General features: G+C 35.8%; 16 protein-coding genes. 4 read left to right on the forward strand and 12 right to left on the reverse strand.

Translation table 11 applies throughout. The features are described from left to right. Positions 1-4: 4 nt before the first annotated feature. The 3 genes from BAQ48_RS08450 to BAQ48_RS08460 all read right to left on the reverse strand — a co-directional run bounded on the left by BAQ48_RS08450 (position 5) and on the right by BAQ48_RS08460 (position 2783). Positions 5-643 (reverse strand): SDR family oxidoreductase, encoded by a 639-nt coding sequence (locus tag BAQ48_RS08450; protein WP_071710724.1) that lies wholly within the window; start codon positions 641-643, stop codon positions 5-7. Between the two features lie 68 nt (positions 644-711). Next, positions 712-1623, reverse strand: a complete 912-nt coding sequence (locus BAQ48_RS08455; protein WP_071710725.1) for an alpha/beta hydrolase — start codon at positions 1621-1623, stop codon at positions 712-714. A gap of 26 nt (positions 1624-1649) precedes the next feature. Further along, positions 1650-2783 (reverse strand): NADH-dependent flavin oxidoreductase, encoded by a 1134-nt coding sequence (locus BAQ48_RS08460; protein WP_071710726.1) that lies wholly within the window; start codon positions 2781-2783, stop codon positions 1650-1652. Positions 2784-3050: 267 nt separating this feature from the next. Between BAQ48_RS08460 and BAQ48_RS08465 the strand changes: the two genes are divergently transcribed. Both BAQ48_RS08465 and BAQ48_RS08470 read left to right on the forward strand, forming a co-directional pair. Further along, positions 3051-3596, forward strand: coding sequence for a TetR/AcrR family transcriptional regulator (locus BAQ48_RS08465; protein WP_071710727.1), 546 nt, complete (start codon positions 3051-3053; stop codon positions 3594-3596). Between the two features lie 171 nt (positions 3597-3767). Further along, positions 3768-4655, forward strand: coding sequence for a DMT family transporter (locus BAQ48_RS08470; RefSeq protein ID WP_071710728.1), 888 nt, complete (start codon positions 3768-3770; stop codon positions 4653-4655). Positions 4656-4783: 128 nt separating this feature from the next. Here BAQ48_RS08470 and BAQ48_RS08475 read toward each other — a convergent pair whose 3' ends face one another. The 5 genes from BAQ48_RS08475 to BAQ48_RS08495 all read right to left on the reverse strand — a co-directional run bounded on the left by BAQ48_RS08475 (position 4784) and on the right by BAQ48_RS08495 (position 9006). Further along, the gene (locus BAQ48_RS08475) at positions 4784-5554 is read right to left on the reverse strand and encodes an alpha/beta fold hydrolase (protein ID WP_242660449.1); all 771 of its coding nucleotides are present in this window, start codon (positions 5552-5554) and stop codon (positions 4784-4786) included. Between the two features lie 228 nt (positions 5555-5782). Continuing rightward, complete coding sequence (locus tag BAQ48_RS08480) at positions 5783-6322, reverse strand: hypothetical protein (RefSeq protein WP_071710730.1); 540 nt, start codon at positions 6320-6322, stop codon at positions 5783-5785. A 15-nt stretch (positions 6323-6337) separates the two neighbouring features. Then, positions 6338-7627: a replicative DNA helicase gene (gene dnaB, locus BAQ48_RS08485; RefSeq protein WP_071710731.1), complete on the reverse strand. Its 1290-nt coding sequence runs from the start codon at positions 7625-7627 to the stop codon at positions 6338-6340. After that, positions 7624-8484, reverse strand: coding sequence for a DnaD domain-containing protein (locus BAQ48_RS08490; RefSeq protein WP_071710732.1), 861 nt, complete (start codon positions 8482-8484; stop codon positions 7624-7626). Before BAQ48_RS08490 ends, dnaB begins: the two co-directional genes overlap by 4 nt. Before the next feature lie 195 nt (positions 8485-8679). Continuing rightward, positions 8680-9006 (reverse strand): nucleoside triphosphate pyrophosphohydrolase, encoded by a 327-nt coding sequence (locus tag BAQ48_RS08495; RefSeq protein ID WP_071710733.1) that lies wholly within the window; start codon positions 9004-9006, stop codon positions 8680-8682. Between the two features lie 143 nt (positions 9007-9149). On the opposite strand from BAQ48_RS08495, the gene BAQ48_RS08500 reads away from it, so the two are divergent. Then, entirely contained in the window at positions 9150-9365 is a 216-nt protein-coding gene (locus BAQ48_RS08500; protein ID WP_071710734.1) for a helix-turn-helix domain-containing protein, read from the forward strand. Between the two features lie 15 nt (positions 9366-9380). Continuing rightward, complete coding sequence (locus BAQ48_RS08505) at positions 9381-10538, forward strand: phospholipase D-like domain-containing protein (RefSeq protein ID WP_071710735.1); 1158 nt, start codon at positions 9381-9383, stop codon at positions 10536-10538. A gap of 222 nt (positions 10539-10760) precedes the next feature. On the opposite strand, the gene BAQ48_RS08510 is transcribed toward BAQ48_RS08505, so the two are convergent. From BAQ48_RS08510 to BAQ48_RS08525, 4 genes are read right to left on the reverse strand one after another with little or no spacing between them, the layout of a single operon-like run. Beyond that, positions 10761-12803 carry an AIPR family protein gene (locus tag BAQ48_RS08510; protein WP_071710736.1) on the reverse strand — a complete coding sequence of 681 codons (2043 nt, stop codon included), beginning with the start codon at positions 12801-12803 and terminating at the stop codon, positions 10761-10763. A 15-nt stretch (positions 12804-12818) separates the two neighbouring features. Beyond that, positions 12819-13748: a PD-(D/E)XK motif protein gene (locus BAQ48_RS08515; RefSeq protein WP_242660450.1), complete on the reverse strand. Its 930-nt coding sequence runs from the start codon at positions 13746-13748 to the stop codon at positions 12819-12821. Beyond that, entirely contained in the window at positions 13735-16452 is a 2718-nt protein-coding gene (locus BAQ48_RS08520; RefSeq protein WP_071710790.1) for a Z1 domain-containing protein, read from the reverse strand. Before BAQ48_RS08520 ends, BAQ48_RS08515 begins: the two co-directional genes overlap by 14 nt. Further along, complete coding sequence (locus BAQ48_RS08525; RefSeq protein ID WP_071710738.1) at positions 16436-17866, reverse strand: ATP-binding protein; 1431 nt, start codon at positions 17864-17866, stop codon at positions 16436-16438. The genes BAQ48_RS08520 and BAQ48_RS08525 overlap by 17 nt, the downstream gene beginning before the upstream one ends. Positions 17867-18180: the final 314 nt, after the last annotated feature.

The raw sequence follows: 18180 nt of genomic DNA on the forward strand, positions 1-18180 counted from the left end.
TATGTTAAAGAAAAGCTGGTTTATCACCGTCTGTATTCGGTTTGTTTACACCTAAGTTTCCGCCAACATGTAAATCAGGTGATTGTGCCAATTTAACAACGAACGCCGCGACACTTTTACGTGATACTTCCGTTCCTTTATACGGCTCACCTTTTTCCGTAATTTCATATTCAACTTCATCATAATCCGTTAACCACGCTGGTCGCAACACGGTGTAATGAAGGTTGGAAGCTTCAATTACATCAACAGATTTTCGGTACGGCCCTAAATATTGACCAATCGTACGGTTATTCCACTCCCCAAATTCTCCTGGAACTTCATCATAAATGCCAAGTGAGCTAATGAAGATAAGACGTTTCACTCCAGTTTCGTCCATCGCACGCACAACCGTTTTCGCCTGCTCTTCTAAATCATCACCAGCTAAATTTGCATACACAACATCTTGATTTATCATCGCTTCGTTTAACGTTTCACGATTTAGAACATCGCCTTCCATAATGCGTACGCGATCAGAAGCATATTGCTGTACTCGATCTGCATTTCGTAAATATAACGTTAACCTTGCATCCGTTTCATTTAAAAATAACTCAATCGCATTACGCGCAATTTGTCCGTTCGCTCCAAGAATTAATACGTTCGTCATCTTCAAAAACTCCCTTTCTTATTTTGTATAAGGCAGTAGAAGGTATTTCTACTGCCTCACATCATTTTTTATTTAAGATTTTCTTTAAAGAATGTATCTAATTTTTCAATCGCTGGATTCACGTATTCCGGCACATCGTATAATGCAACGTGTGTCGCACCATCCACGATGAATAATTCTTTATTTTTACTCGCAGCTTCTTCCACTACTTCCTCACTGAAATAGCGCGTATCCGCATCACTACCTGCAATTGTTAAAAGCGGTTGTGTTAAAAACTTATTAATATGGCTAAAAGGTGAGTATGTTGCAATTTTAGCAAAACTTGTGAATACTAGACGGTTCGGTGCATTTTCATGACGGCCACGTTCTTGTACATAGTACTCATGCCCTTCCGCCATCGTCCCAGTCATGCTTTCATCTAACTCTTCTGGTACATACGAAATATAATACGTATCCGCACCATTCGCTTCGTTCGTGCGTTGACCTGATACTTGTTCTAATAGCTTAATTTGATCTTCTGCTGGGATAACGCGGCCAAGCCCTTCTGTAAATAGTGAGCCAATATCAACCATACTTACTGTTGCGACTGCTTTCATACGACGATCCGTTTGCGCAGCTGCTACTGTATAACCTCCGCCAGCGCAAATACCTAGCGCACCGATTTTATCATTGTCTACATATGATAATGTCGTTACATAATCTACCGCTGCACGCATATCTTCTGTACGAGCATATGGATCTTCAAAATAGCGCGGCGTTCCTTCGCTCTCTCCTTGGTTTGATGCATCGAACGCTAAAGTAATAAAACCTAATTCAGAAAGCTTATTCGCATAAAGACCGGCTGCTTGTTCTTTCACGCCTCCACCTGGATGAGAAACGATGATTGCTGGATACTTTTTCGTTTCATCAAACTCCACTGGAACATATAAATGACCTGCTAATAATAACTCGTTATTTTTGAATGTAACATTTTGTCTCATAATAAAACCCTCCAATATTTTTTATATTAATCTTCGATAGTAAACCATGGGCCTGAAGCTTCAATTACATGCCACAGTTTTTCTGGAAGCTCTAGCTCACTTACTGTTGATTTCTGAATCGCTGTTTTCAGTTCCTCTTCTTTTCCGTTCTTAACTTTTTCGATCCAGTCTGGATTCATAATTAACGCATGACCAATTGCCGCAAGTGATACTCCTTCTTCTAAAGCTAACGCTGCATCAGCTGGCGTTACGATAGAACCAGCTACCATTACAGAAACTCTTCCGTTTACATGTTCAACGATTAACTCCATGTATGTTTTCTCGCCCTCGCTATCAACTGGTTTAGAAGTAAGCGCACTCGCTAACGAAGCGTGAACATAATCAACATCTAATTCAATAAGACGATTCATTAATTCGTACGTATCTTTCATTCTTAAAGCACCTTCTTGTGGTTCATCAGGTGAGAATCTGTAACCAAGTGCGAACGGCTTAGTTGCATACTTTTTAATAACTGACTGAATTTCACGAACGACCGCTAACGGGAAACGTAATCGATTTTCTAAAGAACCGCCCCACTCATCTTCACGTCTATTAAAGAAAGGTGAGACGAAGTTTTGTAGTAAAAATCCGTGTGCGCCGTGAATTTCAACGCCATCAAATCCAGCTTCAATTGCTCTTCGCGTCGTTTCTCCAAAGTCGCGAATTACTTCTAAAATTTCATTATGCGAAAGTTCCCTTGGTAATACAGAAGGCGCAAACGGAGATGCTTCTGTTTCTAAAGCACTTGCACTTACTACATCCCCGCCTGGTGTGAAATCAGGTAACGCCTTGTTCCCAGCATGGAAAATTTGAAGGATAGCAGGAGCCCCGCCGCTCTTAGCCGCATCCGCCAATTTGCGTAAACTTGGAGTGAACGTATCATCATAGGCTGCGAATTCATTTGTAAAACCGATACCATTCGCCTGCACATGCGTACATCCCGTAATCACAAGCCCTACTCCGTTCACTCTTTTCTTGTAGTAACTTACTTCTTCATCTGAAATCGTAAAATCATCATTACCTGCCCAAGTCGTCATCGGTGCCATAACAACTTTATTTTTCAGAGTAACACCGCTCTTCAATGTAAATGATTCAAATAAGTGATTATATTTCGGATTCATAATTAACCTCTTTCTATTTGTTTTTTATATTTGAAATTGCCATTATTCTGTTATTTATTTTTTGAAGAAAGTTGCTTACAACATTCCTCCTTCTATAAAGAAATGAAACGAGAAAGAAATAATGCACGTTGATGTATTATCTCTTCCGTGTGTATAATATAAAACGAAAAAAGAATGTTTTCAAACGTCAATTTTGATGAATTCACGCATTAATGCACACTTCCATCAAAATCGTGTATTAACTCTCAAGAAAGTTTGGTGAAGACAATGGAAAAGGTCGATAGAAGGATCATTAAATCAAAAGAAGCAATAAAAAACGCTTTCGTTGAACTAATGGCCGAAAAAGGATTTGATAAAATTACAGTAAAGGATATTTGCGCCGAGGCGAACATCGGAAACAGAACGTTTTATCTACATTACCTCGATAAATTTGATTTACTCGACAAACTCGTTATCGAACATATCAACGCTCTAAAAGTACTATGTGCTCCGCTATCCCAGCTGAGCTTTACAGAAGCTTGTATCGCTTGGTTCGAAAACATGGAACAACATTACTTCTTTTTCTCAACGATGCTCGTAGGAAAAGGTGCTTTCGCTTTCCGAAAACATTTCTTTGAATACGTCATCGAACAAATAAAAAACGATGTAAATATTAAAGAAGGAATCAATAAAGGATTCAGTGAAGAAATGCTACTCACATTCTTCGGATCCGCTATCGTCGGAGTCGTGGAAACATACTTCATGAAAGGACTTCCTGATCCGCCGGAGGTTGTTGCAAAGCAGCTTGGCGTGTTGTTGGATAGGAATTTTTAAAGGAAAAGAGGCTGTTTTACAATCCGGTTCAATCGGTTTGTAAAACAGCCTCTTTCTTATGCAGTAAAACGTCGATAAATTTAAGTTACAAATATTCAGAATTAATATTAAAATATAGAATGGGGATAGGGGTATGGGATTATAAAATTTATACATAACGAGGGAATACAAATGAAAACTCAATTAAAAGCGGATTTCATGCTACTACTAGTTACATTTTTTTGGGGTGCATCCATCCTACTTACAAAGCTTGGACTTGATGACATAGAAGAATATAATTTAATCGCATTACGATTTATTATCGCTTTTCTTTTATCAGGTTTAATATTTTACAAACATTTATTCAAAATCGATTTTAAAACTGTAAAATATGCATTCATACTCGCTTCTGTTTTATTTATCGTGTACATTTTTGCGACATTTGGTACAAAGTATACGAGCGTATCTAATGCAGGGTTTTTACTATGTCTCACAGTCATTTTCATTCCGATATTATCAGCTATCTTTTTAAAACACATTCCTGAAAAGAAAGTGATAATAGGAATTGTTTTAACGATAATCGGAATCGGCTTATTAACATTAACGAGTGAATTCAAGATCGGTAACGGCGATATATTTTGCATACTGTCCGCCCTATTTTATGCCATCCACGTCATCATTACCGGAAGCGTAACGAAACATGTGAACTCCATTGCACTAGGGGTAGTGCAGCTCGGTTTTGTCGGCCTATTTAGTCTTATTTTTTCATTCATAATAGAAACACCAAAACTTCCTAGCACAATCGACTCATGGCTCATCATATTAATCTTAAGCATATTTTGCACCGCAGTCGCATTCATCGTGCAAGTGATTGCCCAGCAATACACGACGCCTACACATACAGGACTTATCTTCTCATTAGAACCTGTCTTTTCCGCAGGATTCGCTTTCGTTTTCACAGGTGAAACACTTACAGGAAAAGGATACTTAGGGGCGACTCTTATATTACTAAGTGTGTTAATTGCTGAGGTGGATTTTAAGGGGTTATTGAGGATTGGTTTTAAGAGGAATGTGGAGTAGGCAGTTAATGAGAGGATTCATTTGCATGATCCTCTCATTCTAACTGCAGCATATCGTACTATACCTTTTATTCAGCGACAGGAACTTTATTTCCTGTCGCTGAAATAAGTTAATTCTCACTATAATCGTTATATTACTAATTCCTCCATAACCTTCGGAGAACGACATTCAGTTTCCTTGAGAAAACTCTCGAATACATCCATAAATTGTTTAGGCTCATGTATGTGAGCAACGTGCCCGGCATTTTTTAATTCTATATATGTCACATGAGGAATCCAATAGTTTATATTGTATAGCGTTTCTTTATATAAATGATCATGCTCACCCATCACCCATAAAACGGGTTGCTTAATCGACATCAACATTTCTTCCGAATCAAATTCCATTTGGATTCGTACTGCTTTTTCGAATACATTCGGATGTAATAATTGTCCATACTTATAGAAAATAGATTGCGAGTCTTCAGGTATTTCTTTTCTATTTGGATTTTGAAGCATTGCATATTGCTTTAACCAACTTTGATTTGTATATTCACTCTTCCGCGTTAAAAGTTGCGATAGATTCGCTTGAAATTCTGATGGAACATTACAATATCCACCGGAAAAAGTTAAACTAGCTACTTTTTCAGGATACTTATTCGCAAATGCTAAAGCTGGTAAACACCCAAAACTAAGGGCACATAAATGCGCTACTTCAATACCTGCCTGCTCGTATTCATTATTTAATTGCTCAACTAAAATCTCTAAGGAAAAAGGCACATCCTTCCCTAAAGTATCCAAACCATACCCAGGGAAATCATACCACCAACAATCATATGAAGATTTCAAGTATTCATACTCTATTTTGAATGCATTTCTATCCCCTGTTATCCCATGTAAAAATACAATATTGTCTTTCATAAACATGAACCTCATTTTCTTCCAATATACTAACCATCTTAATATTTTTATATTAAAATTGTTATAAAATCAATACACATTTATATATTGAAGAAATTAAGCATCCTACAGTTTTTTCAACTTAGTTATCTCCTCATCACTTTGAGACTCCTCCGTTCCTTATGTAACCTAATAACTTTTCCACATAAAAAAAGAGCAATGCTGAACATCGCTCCATTAAACACTTATCTATTCAACATCCGCATCATCCAAACGAATATGTGCTATCTTCCCTTCTCCTAACCAAAACTCAAGTGTTACATAGCGTTTATGATCAACATAGCCGATAATCGTAGTACCCTGCTCCGTTCGTTCATAATAATTCGAACCGTATGAATTAATAACATCCTGCTTCGTACTACCAAGTCCTATCCCTTTTACCGTCTTAAGCTCTCTATTTTCTCCGATCATTAAACGAACAATCTTCCCTTTTTCTTTTCCTTCTATAATTGAAGCTGTTTCTACTCCGTTCTTCCAATCATAATAATCGTAATAAACATTATCTATCTTCTTAATGGGTTCACCATATTCTTTTCTCAATGCCTCTTTATCAATATTGTCATGCAGCTTCATCTTTCCAATCGATTCATTTGAAAGATCTGTAAAAGCAGTATGGCTATAATAATAACTTCTTCCTTCTATAAAAGGGCCTAACAATCTATAACCAATCACGCCTAATGCAATAACGAAAACGAGTAGTATAATAATCCATAACTTTTTTCTAGACACAAACTTCCCCTCCAGCTAACTCCCCTTCTCCACAAACTGCCCAAACTCCTTCAAAAATCGTAGTTTAAAACTACCAACAGGTCCATTCCGATGCTTCGCCACATGAATCTCCGTCATCTCTTTCTGCATCGTTTCCTTATCGTAATAATCCTCACGATACATAAGCATAATCACATCCGCATCTTGCTCAATTTGTCCCGTCTCTCTTAAATCAGATAAAAGAGGGCGCTTATCTTGACGCGACTCTACAGAACGAGACAATTGCGACAACGCCACTACACAAACATTCAAATCACGCGCTAACAACTTAAGCTTACGAGAAATCTCACTAATCTCCTGAAATCGATTGCCTTTATGCTTCTGATCACCTGTAATAAGCTGCAAATAATCTACAATGACTAAAATCTTTTTATCCCCGTGCTTTCTCTTTAACTTACGCGTTTGCATCCAAATATCTTGCACCGTAACCCCTGCATTGTCATAAATCTCAAGCGGCAGTTCACCAATCTCCGCAAACGCCTTACTCACCTTTTCCCAATCTTCCAGCGCAAAACGATGCTTCGGATTTTTCAGCCTACCTCCTGACACTTCACCTACACAAGACGCCATCCGTTTTAGCAATTGCTTACTACTCATCTCTAACGAAAACAATCCAACCGCCGCTCCAGACTTCGCCGCATACATGCCAACATTCAGCGCAAACGCAGTCTTCCCCATAGAAGGACGTGCACCAAGAACGACAAAATCACCTTCCTGCAATCCGCACGTCATTTTATTTAGCGATGTATAACCAGTCTCAATCCCCGTAATCTCTTTTGCATCTTGATGCAGCTCCTCATACAAACCAACTAACGCATCCTTCAAATCAAACTCACATACACAGTCTTTCTCCTCTAACTCACAAAGTGCCGTAATCGTCTCACCAATAATTTTCTCACTCTTCTCCGCAATAAGGCGCTCTCCCATCTTGTGCCCGAGAACACCAGCCTGATACATTTTCCAGGCACCTCGAACAAGCCCCTCATAATACGAGAAGTTGGCAGTAGTAGGCACACCATCCATTAACCCTATAAAATACGCCAGTCCCCCGATCCCCTTCAAAAACTTCGGGTCCACTCTAGAAGTGAACGTCACAAGATCAATCGGTTGCCCCTCATCTTCCATCTTTCGCATTAACTGAAATATAGACTTATGCACCGGCATAGAAAAATACTGCTCCGTCAAACGGCACTCCTTAATAAGCTCTCCATCAATTAATAGAGAACCTAACACCGTCTTCTCCGCCTCCACATTTTGAATACTCATGGCCGCCACCCGCGCTCCGCTAAAAAGCGCTGCAACTCTTCCTCTGACGGCACACTCTTCTCCCACTCCTCACACTTCGCCAAAAAATGCTCCGTCTCCCCCGTACTAACAGACGACCCCTTCTTCCTAAATTGAGCCATATCCACCTCAACCTCAGATACTTTCGTAAACCCTTTCCCATGCCACCCCTTCAAAATCCCCTTCACATAAGCAACCGTCCGCTTATTATTCTCAAACGCAATTTGAAGAGCCTTCAGCACAAGATCCTCAGACAAATCATCCATCCACGCACTCAATTCCTCTACAGTATGAGGAGACAAACTACCGAAATGTTGCTCATAAAAGGAAAACACGCGACTTCCCGTTTCCTCCTCTATAACCTCTTCTTCCTCTTCCTCCTCACAAATAGGCTCAACATCATCCATAGCCAAATCACCAGGCATACCAAAATGCGCCAACAGCATCGGAACATTCAGCTCCTCCTCCGCACACTTCTGAAGAAACATATGTACAAACTCCTTATTCTTCACACCCTTAAGCTCACGAAGCACACACTTCTCCACATTCGTATTCGTCACCGGATTATAACGAAGCCAATTCAAAACAAACAACTCCCGAGTATCCGCATCATAAAGAACCTTCCCATAATCAACAAAACGCTGCACAAGCTTATCAACAGTCTCCCTGTTATAACCCGTCTCCATCTCAGCTAACCGCTTCGGAAAAGGAAAAATCCCACACTGCGTCGTCTTCGAACAAGTTAACAAATAAACATAAAAATACCGCTCCTCCGGCGTCAAATCCAAAACAAAATCATCCTGCCAAAAATTCACCTGCACATTACGATACACCGCCATCAAAGTTCCTCCCGTCCCCATTCAAAATGTAAAAGCCCCTTTGTAATATATATAGGCGGGAGGTTCGGGTTTTGGGCGTGTTATTTCAAATTTTTTTTGACTACTACTACGGTGTTTGTAGTTGTTTTTGTTTTTGTTGTGTTTTTTCTTAGTGATTTATTACTTGGTAGGGGCTTGTAAGGGGCTTAGGAGGGGTTAGTTATCGGTTACTTCGATTAGGAAGACTCGATCTGAGAAGCCGCCTCTTTCTTCTGCTTTCTTTTTGCGGATGTTGTTGATTTCTTCTAGTGTTGTGCCTTCATGTTTGGCTAGGGCGTTTATTAGTTCTAGTAGATCGGATAGTTCTTCGAGTTTATGTTCTTTTGTTGTTGCTTCTAGATATTCGGTTAGTTCTTCTTGTGTTTTTTGGCAGATTTCTTTTATGTATTCGTCTTGGAGTAGGATTCTTGTTGTGGGGGTTTTTCCGTTGGTTTTTATTATTTGTGGGATTTTGTTTCTGATTAGTTTGTTGTAGGTTGGCATGGGGTGGCCTCCATTGTTTTGATTCCTCTTATTTTTAGTCGTGAATTTGCGATTAGCAAAACAATATATTTGCTAATTGCAAATTCGCGACTATTTTCTGGTTTTTGAATGATACTATATCTGTATTAACAGGAGGTGTAGAAATGGAGGGATTTTTAGGAACCCGCATACAAGATGCCCGTGAAAAGAAAAACTTAAGCTCAAAAGAAGCTGCAAAATTAATAGGCGTATCCCCTAGTACTTGGTCTTTGTACGAAAACAATAAGCGAACTCCATCTGTAGAAACATTAAGAATAATTGCACAAAAATTAGAAGTATCAATGGATTATTTAGCTGGTTTAAAAAAAGAACCACAGTAAGAGAGGACAGATCATATGCTGTATAAAAGACAACCAAAATCAAACCAAACAACTTATATTCAAATGCTTCAATCAACAGGGGCACTATCTAATTTATTCTCGGAAAGTACTGCTCCCTATTTAGTCTCTAGGAATGTAGAAAATACTTATTGTGAAGCTTTTCAAGCTGATAATTTAGGACGCTCTGATTGTTCAGCTGACGCTGCATTGGATGGTGTAGGCATTGGATTAAAAACTTTTTTACACGGTAACGGCCGTACGTTACAAAAAGTCGCGGAATTCAATAAGGATTCTGAATTATACAGAGGGAAGTCCCCTAGAGAAATGATTGAAATTGTTGCTCAACTTCGAAACAATCGTATTGAGTTTACTAAACGTACTTATGGACTACATGATATGATTTATCATTGCGTTACTAGAAAGCCGAAAAACATTTCTTTATTTGAAGTACCTATGAGCTTAATAGATATTAAGAGAATTAGAAATATAAATGTTAACAACAAAAATATTATTACATTCGAAGACGGATTAAACGAATATAGTTTTAATATTACTAAGAGTACACTTTATAAGCGCTTCTATATGGAAAACCCATTAGATGAAATTAATGTTCAAATCATCGAAAACCCTTACACTGCACTAGCACAATTGTTTAACCTTAACACTGAAAATATGAAAAATCGCATTTTAGCTTCACCAATTAATACCAGCAAAGATCGAGAATATATTATTTTACCTTTATTTTCGGATCGTGGCACCAAAAGACACGTACCGGAAAAAAGCGGTTTAAATCAATGGAATGCTGCAGGTAGACTCCGTAATCCAAATGAAGTATATATTCCAATTCCTATTTGGATTCATAAAGTTTTCCCAACTTTTTTCCCTGCACGTGATGAAAGTTTTGATTTATGCCTTCCTGACAAAAAAAATTTATCAGCCAAGGTTTGTCAAGAAAATAGCAAAGCCCTTATGTCTAATCCCAATAGCGCGTTAGGTGAGTGGTTATTAAGGCAAGTTATGGATCTAAGAGAAAGAGAACTGCTTACATACGAAAAGTTAGAAATATTAGGCATCGATTCAGTAATAGTATATAAACATAGTGAAACAGACTATTCCATAGATTTTTGTGAAATCGGAACGTATGATGAATTCGTGGGAGAATACAATAATTAACGTTCTAATAAATAAAGCCGGTTTATACCAGCTTTATTTATTAGAACAAATTCCACTAGCAAACATTTCATTAAAGCATTAAATATACGTAGCTATTAAAATTGATAGAAGTTGTATCAGTTTCACGTTATATTCCAAGCTCTCTTTTGAAAAATATAAGTTAACATGAATAATTCAAACCTACTCTTCATAAAAAACAGGAAAAGTAATCACAAAAGACTATCAACTACTTAAAGCTTCCCATCCCTCTTGAATTGCTTTCTGATACAGCGAATATAGCACTCTCGCTTGCTTTTCGGATGGTAAAGGCAATTTTCCTTCGACATACTTTCTTAAAATATCCCTTTGAGTAATAGTCAACGATCTAAGGTTATCACTGCTCATATAGTATCCAAATAGTTGAATCCAATATTCAAAATTGGTTTGAACAACGAAAGTTTGAATTTCGATACCATTATCTAAATTCTTTTGTTTCCTCTCTAACTTTTGTTCATATTTAGTTTCTTCAGTAGTTAAAACCATTTTCTTAATTGGTAATAACTCAATTTCGATATTACGCACGTCATTCCAGCATTGCTCTTTTTTACACCATTGAGCAATATTAGCAGAACCTGGTGGTGGATCTGTAATTCTTTCGTAGACCTTCTTTGTGATAACCTTCATTAATTCCACTAACTCAACAGGTAAACGTTGTTCATCCCATATTTCACCAAAATCAAAAAATAGTTTTCTTTTATGAATAGCATGCGAAAGCCACGCTATTGAATAAGTAACTGTTTGTGCTCTAAACGCATTTTCATACCAAGAAGCTTTAGAAACAATTTTTTCTGTGGCACGAAATAGAATAATTCTTGAAACAGCATCTCTAAAATAATTCTCTGTAATCGACAACTGATTTTTCTCTAGCGTATCTGTTACTGAATGAGCAAATTCTTCGAAGCTATATTGTGCTCCTTTAGAAACAATATACGGTTTTCTTCCCCAAGAATTTTCACTTTTCGCTAGGAGCGTCTTATCTACTAGCTGGTTTTTGGGATTTTCTATTTGAAATTGTCTTTTTTTAGCCACTGTTAAATAAGCCTGCTCATTTAAATATTCTCCACGTACCCTTTCATAGAACCAATGGGTACGTTTCTGAGAACCTCCATGAGTAGCCACCCAAATACGTTTAGAATAATCTTTCATTTCTTTATGAAACGGACTGTTAGAAAAGAAGTCCGATTTATTCACTTTGTTTTGGGTATTAGCATACTGTGACACACTCGATACAAACTGACCTTTTTTCTCAATGTTCTTCACAACAGATAATTTCATTTGTACAGATATTTTTGAAATATCTAGTTTCGAATTCTTTTTAGCAGCATAAATAGCAGAAGTAGTTTGACCACCATTCACAATTTGAAAATCTACTATTTTAGTAATATATCCATTTTCTGTTTCTACGTGTGTTGCAGTTGCAGTAATACCATTATTATAAGCAAAAAACATATCTGGTTTATACTGAATAGTATTTTTTATTCCTTTATTGACACCACCCCTAAACTGTAAAAAGGTTCGAACATTTTGTTCAAGGAGTTTTTGTCCATATTCATCGTATATTTTAAATAATTGTATCCCATCCATAATTCCTAAATAGGATTGATATTCACTAGAAGTGCTATGCACTTCTAGATATGGAATTTTCAGATCAATATTGTATGAACCTGAACTGTTTTCAGACATAAAGATACTGTATAAATAATTGATATCAATAATTTGATGTTCACATTCAATACCTTTAATCAAATCATTTGGTATACGTGATATAGTTTTTGTCAGTCTACCATCAGTTAATACAATTAACCGAAATTTATCTATTAAATTATTTTGTACGTGCCGATGCACATTAAATGCAAGTGAATATGCATCAGAAGTCTCCTCTAAATCATAATGTAATCCTTCTATACATAACTCTGCAAATTTTTTTAAGCGCTTAAATTTTATAGTTACATGTTGTTTTGCCAATGTTTCAATTTCATCATCTTGAAAAAATTGAAAATTAATCAATGTAAATACTTTTCGACTTTCATCATAATCGTATCCATAGACTTCGCAACCCGTTTTGATAAATTCTGCCATTGTGTAATTATTTGTTAAGTCACCCACTTGCATAAGATCTTCACATACTAATTCGAAAAAAGATTGAGCTTTCAATAATCCACGACTTTCAGAATCAGAAAGTATCGATTGTAAAAAGTCTTGATGGAACTCTTCTAAAGTTACCATAACTACCATCTCCGTTTATTTCAAAATGTTGGTTATATCCACTTTAAACTGTGAACACCCTGATAAATCAATACTATATTTCATATTTTTAATTAGCGGTGAAATATAATGTAAAGGTATTTTAGGAAACCCCTCTCCAACTTCATAACTATTAACTTGCTCTAAACGAAATTTGGATAAGTAGTCTTGTTGCATTTCTAAAATATAACCATACTGCTCAACTTTATCAATAAACTCATTTAGAAGACTTTCCGTATCAATTTGTTCCGAAATAGCTTGGACTAAATCTGCAATCGTCTCACCACTAGTCAACTCGTTCAAAGCACAACCAAACAGATATAAAGGCTGTTTTTCTGAATTCAATTGTTCTTTAGAAGAAATCCAAACCGAATGCCCCTTAGTCATCCTAAAAGATTTTACTTCAATCGCTAAGTTCTCCAAAAGGAAATCTTGCTTATCTCCAAGCGCTCCAACCCAGCTATGAATACCACTACCACATCCATATTTAGGAATAAGGTAATCACTCAATATTTTCAACTCACTAAATAATCCCATCTGCTCTTCTTTTGACATCACTCTCAGCGTCCTTTTTTGTAGTAGTTTTTGCCACCGTTCCAGTCGCTGCATGACCTTTTTAATAATATTCTCATCTTGTTCCTTCATGGTATTGATTAAATCATTGCATAGTATTAAGAAAATCTCCCAATCTTTCATTTCTTTTAAGAGTAAAATCAGTTGATTGGGTTTCAAAGTATTATCAACCTTTATCTGAACCCCTTTTAACTTAATTTCTTGTTTTGGCTGAACAAAATCTTCATCACATTGAATCATTAGACCATATTGATTTAAAGCATCCTTAATCCAAAAAACATCATATTTTATTGATTCCTTCACTCTAATTCGACTGAGTCTCTCTAATTGCAACCAAGGATTATTCTTCTTCATAGACAACATCTTCACCAACTTCATCTTTATAAGCTTCTTCCAGTTGCTTTTTATACACACTATTAATTCTAACTTTTAAAGTATCTGTGATTTTATCTTTTGAAATCGGGAAGCTAATACTAAAGCCTACAGCATTAAATTTATGATTCTCCTCATACTCAAGTTCTAAAGCATGTAAGAATATTAGTGGTTTAACCAATCTTTTACGCATTTCATGTGAATTTAATTTTTTAAATTCATCTGGCATAATGATTCTCTCTGGGTTCGCTCTCGAAAGTTGTCTATTGGTTACTTCGCAATATCCTTGCTTTCTTTGTACCTTACGGGATTGACGCTGAACTTTTATTGAATCCACTTGGAATTTTGCGTCTCCATTACCATTGAATAAAACCACATCCCAATCTAATTCACATTCTTCAATATACTTTTTAATGAAATCAATTGGCATTCTCGATTTTAAACCTAAAGGATCATTTCTATACAACCGGAAATTATTCACAAAATCTTGAACGATAGTCTTATCCACATTTCTCCATACATGACTATCAGTTTCTAAATGCTCATAGCCACCATTTTGCAAAGCTTTAACACTTTCCTTTAACAGAGATTCATTTATTTCAAGATCTATTGCTATATCGCTAATCCATCTTGTTTCTTTAATCTGTCCATCTAGGTTCATCTCTAAATACATGTCCTCTGTATATTTTGATTTATTCCGAGCCGTAACCTGAAGCAAACTGTCTGGATGTAATTGTACGGCCAATCCAAAATCATTTGGTGTTAAATTTTCCTCACGCATGTCATTCAAACAATTAATTAAATCATTCGTAGCATCAATGATAAAACCAAATTTTTTATTCATATCGTCCGTTATGTACACCCTACAAATATCTTCATAACCAATTCGATAGCCAAACCATCGTCCCATTTGCATTAATGTGTCATAGTAAATGGTTGTTCTTAAGAAGTAGCTAACGCTTAATCCCTCTAATGTAAAGCCACGCGACAAGCTTAAACCACCAATCACAATAACATTCGATTGGACATCTTTTCGGTATACCAAAGGGATTTTTGCTTTTTGATGTACATCTACAATTTGTATAGAGTCTATTATCCTACATACTTCTTGTAAAATGATTTCAAAATTAAACTCAATATCTTGTAATCTTGCGTCAAATGTATCTTTCATAGCCTTCAAATCTCGAGAATACTGATAAGGATTATCAAGGTTACCAAATGCTTTAATCTTACTTTTCAGATCCTCAAAGTAACTTGCTACAAGGTTTTTCACTTTAATATGAACACCTGTAAATCTAGAAATGTGGATTAACATGCTATTATGTTTATTCTGATTACGAAGATTACGAATAGCAATATTAATAATAAATAAACGAACTGCATCATATAAGCTATCTGGCAACTGTTTTAACTCCATATCATAGTCCTTTTTATGCTTGATGATAAAAGGTATTTCATCTTGTATATGAGGACGAGCCTGATCTAATTCATAAACCACTTCATTATTGGGGATTTCTACTATATGCTTCTCATTATCCTTATTAAAAATCTTTTCCGCACCAAAATAATTAGACGGCGCATCTAAAGCATAAATAAAATCACTTGGAAATAAATCTCTTCCCATTCCATCATTATTAGCCATATGATCAATGAATATATTTGCATAAGGTGTAGCCGTATATGCAACATATGCACTCCTTTTAAATTTCTGTAGGAGCATTCGTATTTTCTCATTAATAACGGTTGGATCTTCTTCTTTATTTGTATTAATAGACGCATAATCAGATTCATCATCAATAACTAACATTGCTTTGTCTACTTGATTTTTATAATGGATATCTAACCATTCTAAAAGATGTGATAAGGTCTTTGTATGCTTTTTTATTACAACTAAAATAGGCAACTGCATGTTCTCAAAATTAGTTGTTCCTCTTGCTCTTGCAGTTTCAATTTTAAAATCATTTTCTGCATTGGTAAGACTGTCTGGCATTTTTTCTTTTTTAAATCCAGCTAATTGACCGACACCTTTATAATTCGTTCCCACAAATACTTCATCTAATCTTGATTGTGTCTGGTTTCGCAAATTGTTTTGTCCACCTGCAATGACTACAATAAAACGATACCCTGCATCCGCTGCCTTGCAAATTAATGCTGCATAGTTAGATGTCTTTCCTGATTGGACGTGACCAACAACCATACCATATCTTGAAAACGCATCCAATTCAGGATCCGCTAAATTATTCATAATTGCATCAGTGTCTTCATTTATAACTTCAAGTACTTTCGGCGGTAGATCCCGTTTCATATAATTCAAATAGTTAGTTAGATAATAATTATCTGATTGTAGCTGTTTTTTACTCGTCCACCAAGACAAGTCTCTTGCTTTTTGTTCATCCCCAGTAACAAGAATACCTGTTTCGATACGAACATTAAACGACTGCTCTAAATCATTTTGAATATACTTCCATTCTTGTTCTGTCAAAGGACGTATATCTTTAACATCTATCATTCCTAAAATAATTTTCAAGTGTTTTTGTGGGGTTACTGCAATTAATTCTTTCCATTCTTCTATGAGGTTTTGAATAGTTTCCGCCTGCAAAATTCTTTGCTCTTCAAGAGTCCCACTAATTTTTTCTTTAACACACTTATACATGACACTATGATTACTCTCAGTATTGGTTTGCATTTTCAAAATAACTCCCCTTATCTTTATATACTTCCGTTTTTAACAATTCCTTAATGAATACCTCACTAATACCATTAGCACGCCAATTCTCCACAAGCGCTTTTATTTCATTTTCATCAATTAAGGTTTCTTGTTTCACCTTCAACGGATTCACATTCAACTGAGCAACAATAGCATCTAATGGCAAGTAACCTTCTAATCCCATTAAAATAACATTTAATAAACTAAGTTGGGCGTCATCTAGTTTATTGATCAGATCTTGGAGTATCGGGTGTTTTCGGTTAATAACGAAATGAATTTCATTATTATCCGCAACCAGTTCCCAAAACCTAGTCATTGTTTTATCTTCAATTTTCTTCCCTCTTCCTGTAAACGGTCTAGACCCTTTAACAGTTACTTGTTGAATTATACGTCTTAAATCTTTCTTTATCTCACTTATTGGGTTAGCAGCTGATTTCTTAATATCGATGCCCCATGCAAAGTCTTGACTATTCGAAATATCTATTTTAATTCGCACAAGTTTGTGCGCATCGTTTGTTCTATGCATTCCCCACCATGTTCCATAAATAAGCAAGCGATGGGCACGGTATAGATAAAATCCTTGCGATTTCGTGTAACCATCTTTTGTAGCATATTTTTCAAATTCTTGTTGAGATAATTTAGAATGATGAGGTAATATGTATGGTTGAACAATAATTTCTGAATCTAAATACTTTATTTTTTCCGGCATTAATTGCTGTGTTGCTATATGCTTAGGATTAAACGGATTAAATGGTTCTAACCGTTCTCCATTAACATATATCCCTATCGCTTTTTTTCCAGGAACAACCCCTTCTAAAAAATTGTGAAAAACTAAGGATAAATGGCTTCTCAAAGTCTCCAACTTATTAGGTATGTCCGATTCTGAAAAAACATCTACATCACGCCACACTACTAACGTTCCACTTTCTTGCTCCATAAATTTTTCAAATAAAGGCATATTTTCATATTCCCTTATGTCCGGTGTTATTAGTAACCATTCATTTTCCCTTGAAATATAATCCAAATCCCATTGTTTAAGAGAAACTATTCCATCTTTTTTTGATAAGACTGTTAAATTAGTACATTGAGAAAAAGATGCTGTTTTCAAGCCTAGTCCAAATTTCCCCAAATCAGTTCCTTCTCTAGGAGAATCAGGATCATTACTAGCTAAACGCATTGCATTAATAAGTTCGCTATTAGACATACCGATACCGTCATCTAATAATGTAAACACCGTATTTGGATTTGGAATGCAAAAAACTTGTATATTTTTTGCTTGTGCTGTAATGCTATTATCCAGCACATCTGCAACAGCTACTTCAAATGTATATCCTATATCCCTCAAAGACTTAATAAAATTTGATACAATCGGTTGCACCACTTCCGTTTTCAATTTACCACCAACTCTTCCATATTTAAACTATAATCTATCACCTTAATTACTACTAGTAATACTTTAAATCCCATTCTCTCTTCCTATCTAATCTTCTTCAAATCAGTTAATTTACTATTTCTTTCTATATGATTGAGAAAACAACTATAATCGCTTTATATAAAGCTGTTCATTAATTTCATACACTAGAGACTTTATGTTTAAACATCCAATATAATAATCTATCAATTCTTATATTTTATAAATATCTTAACATATGTAAAACTTTTAGTTAATTACGTTTATCCCCCAAAAATACTGCATCAATAAAAAAA

It is taken from the genome of Bacillus luti (assembly GCF_001884105.1).
Lineage (GTDB): Bacteria > Bacillota > Bacilli > Bacillales > Bacillaceae_G > Bacillus_A > Bacillus_A luti.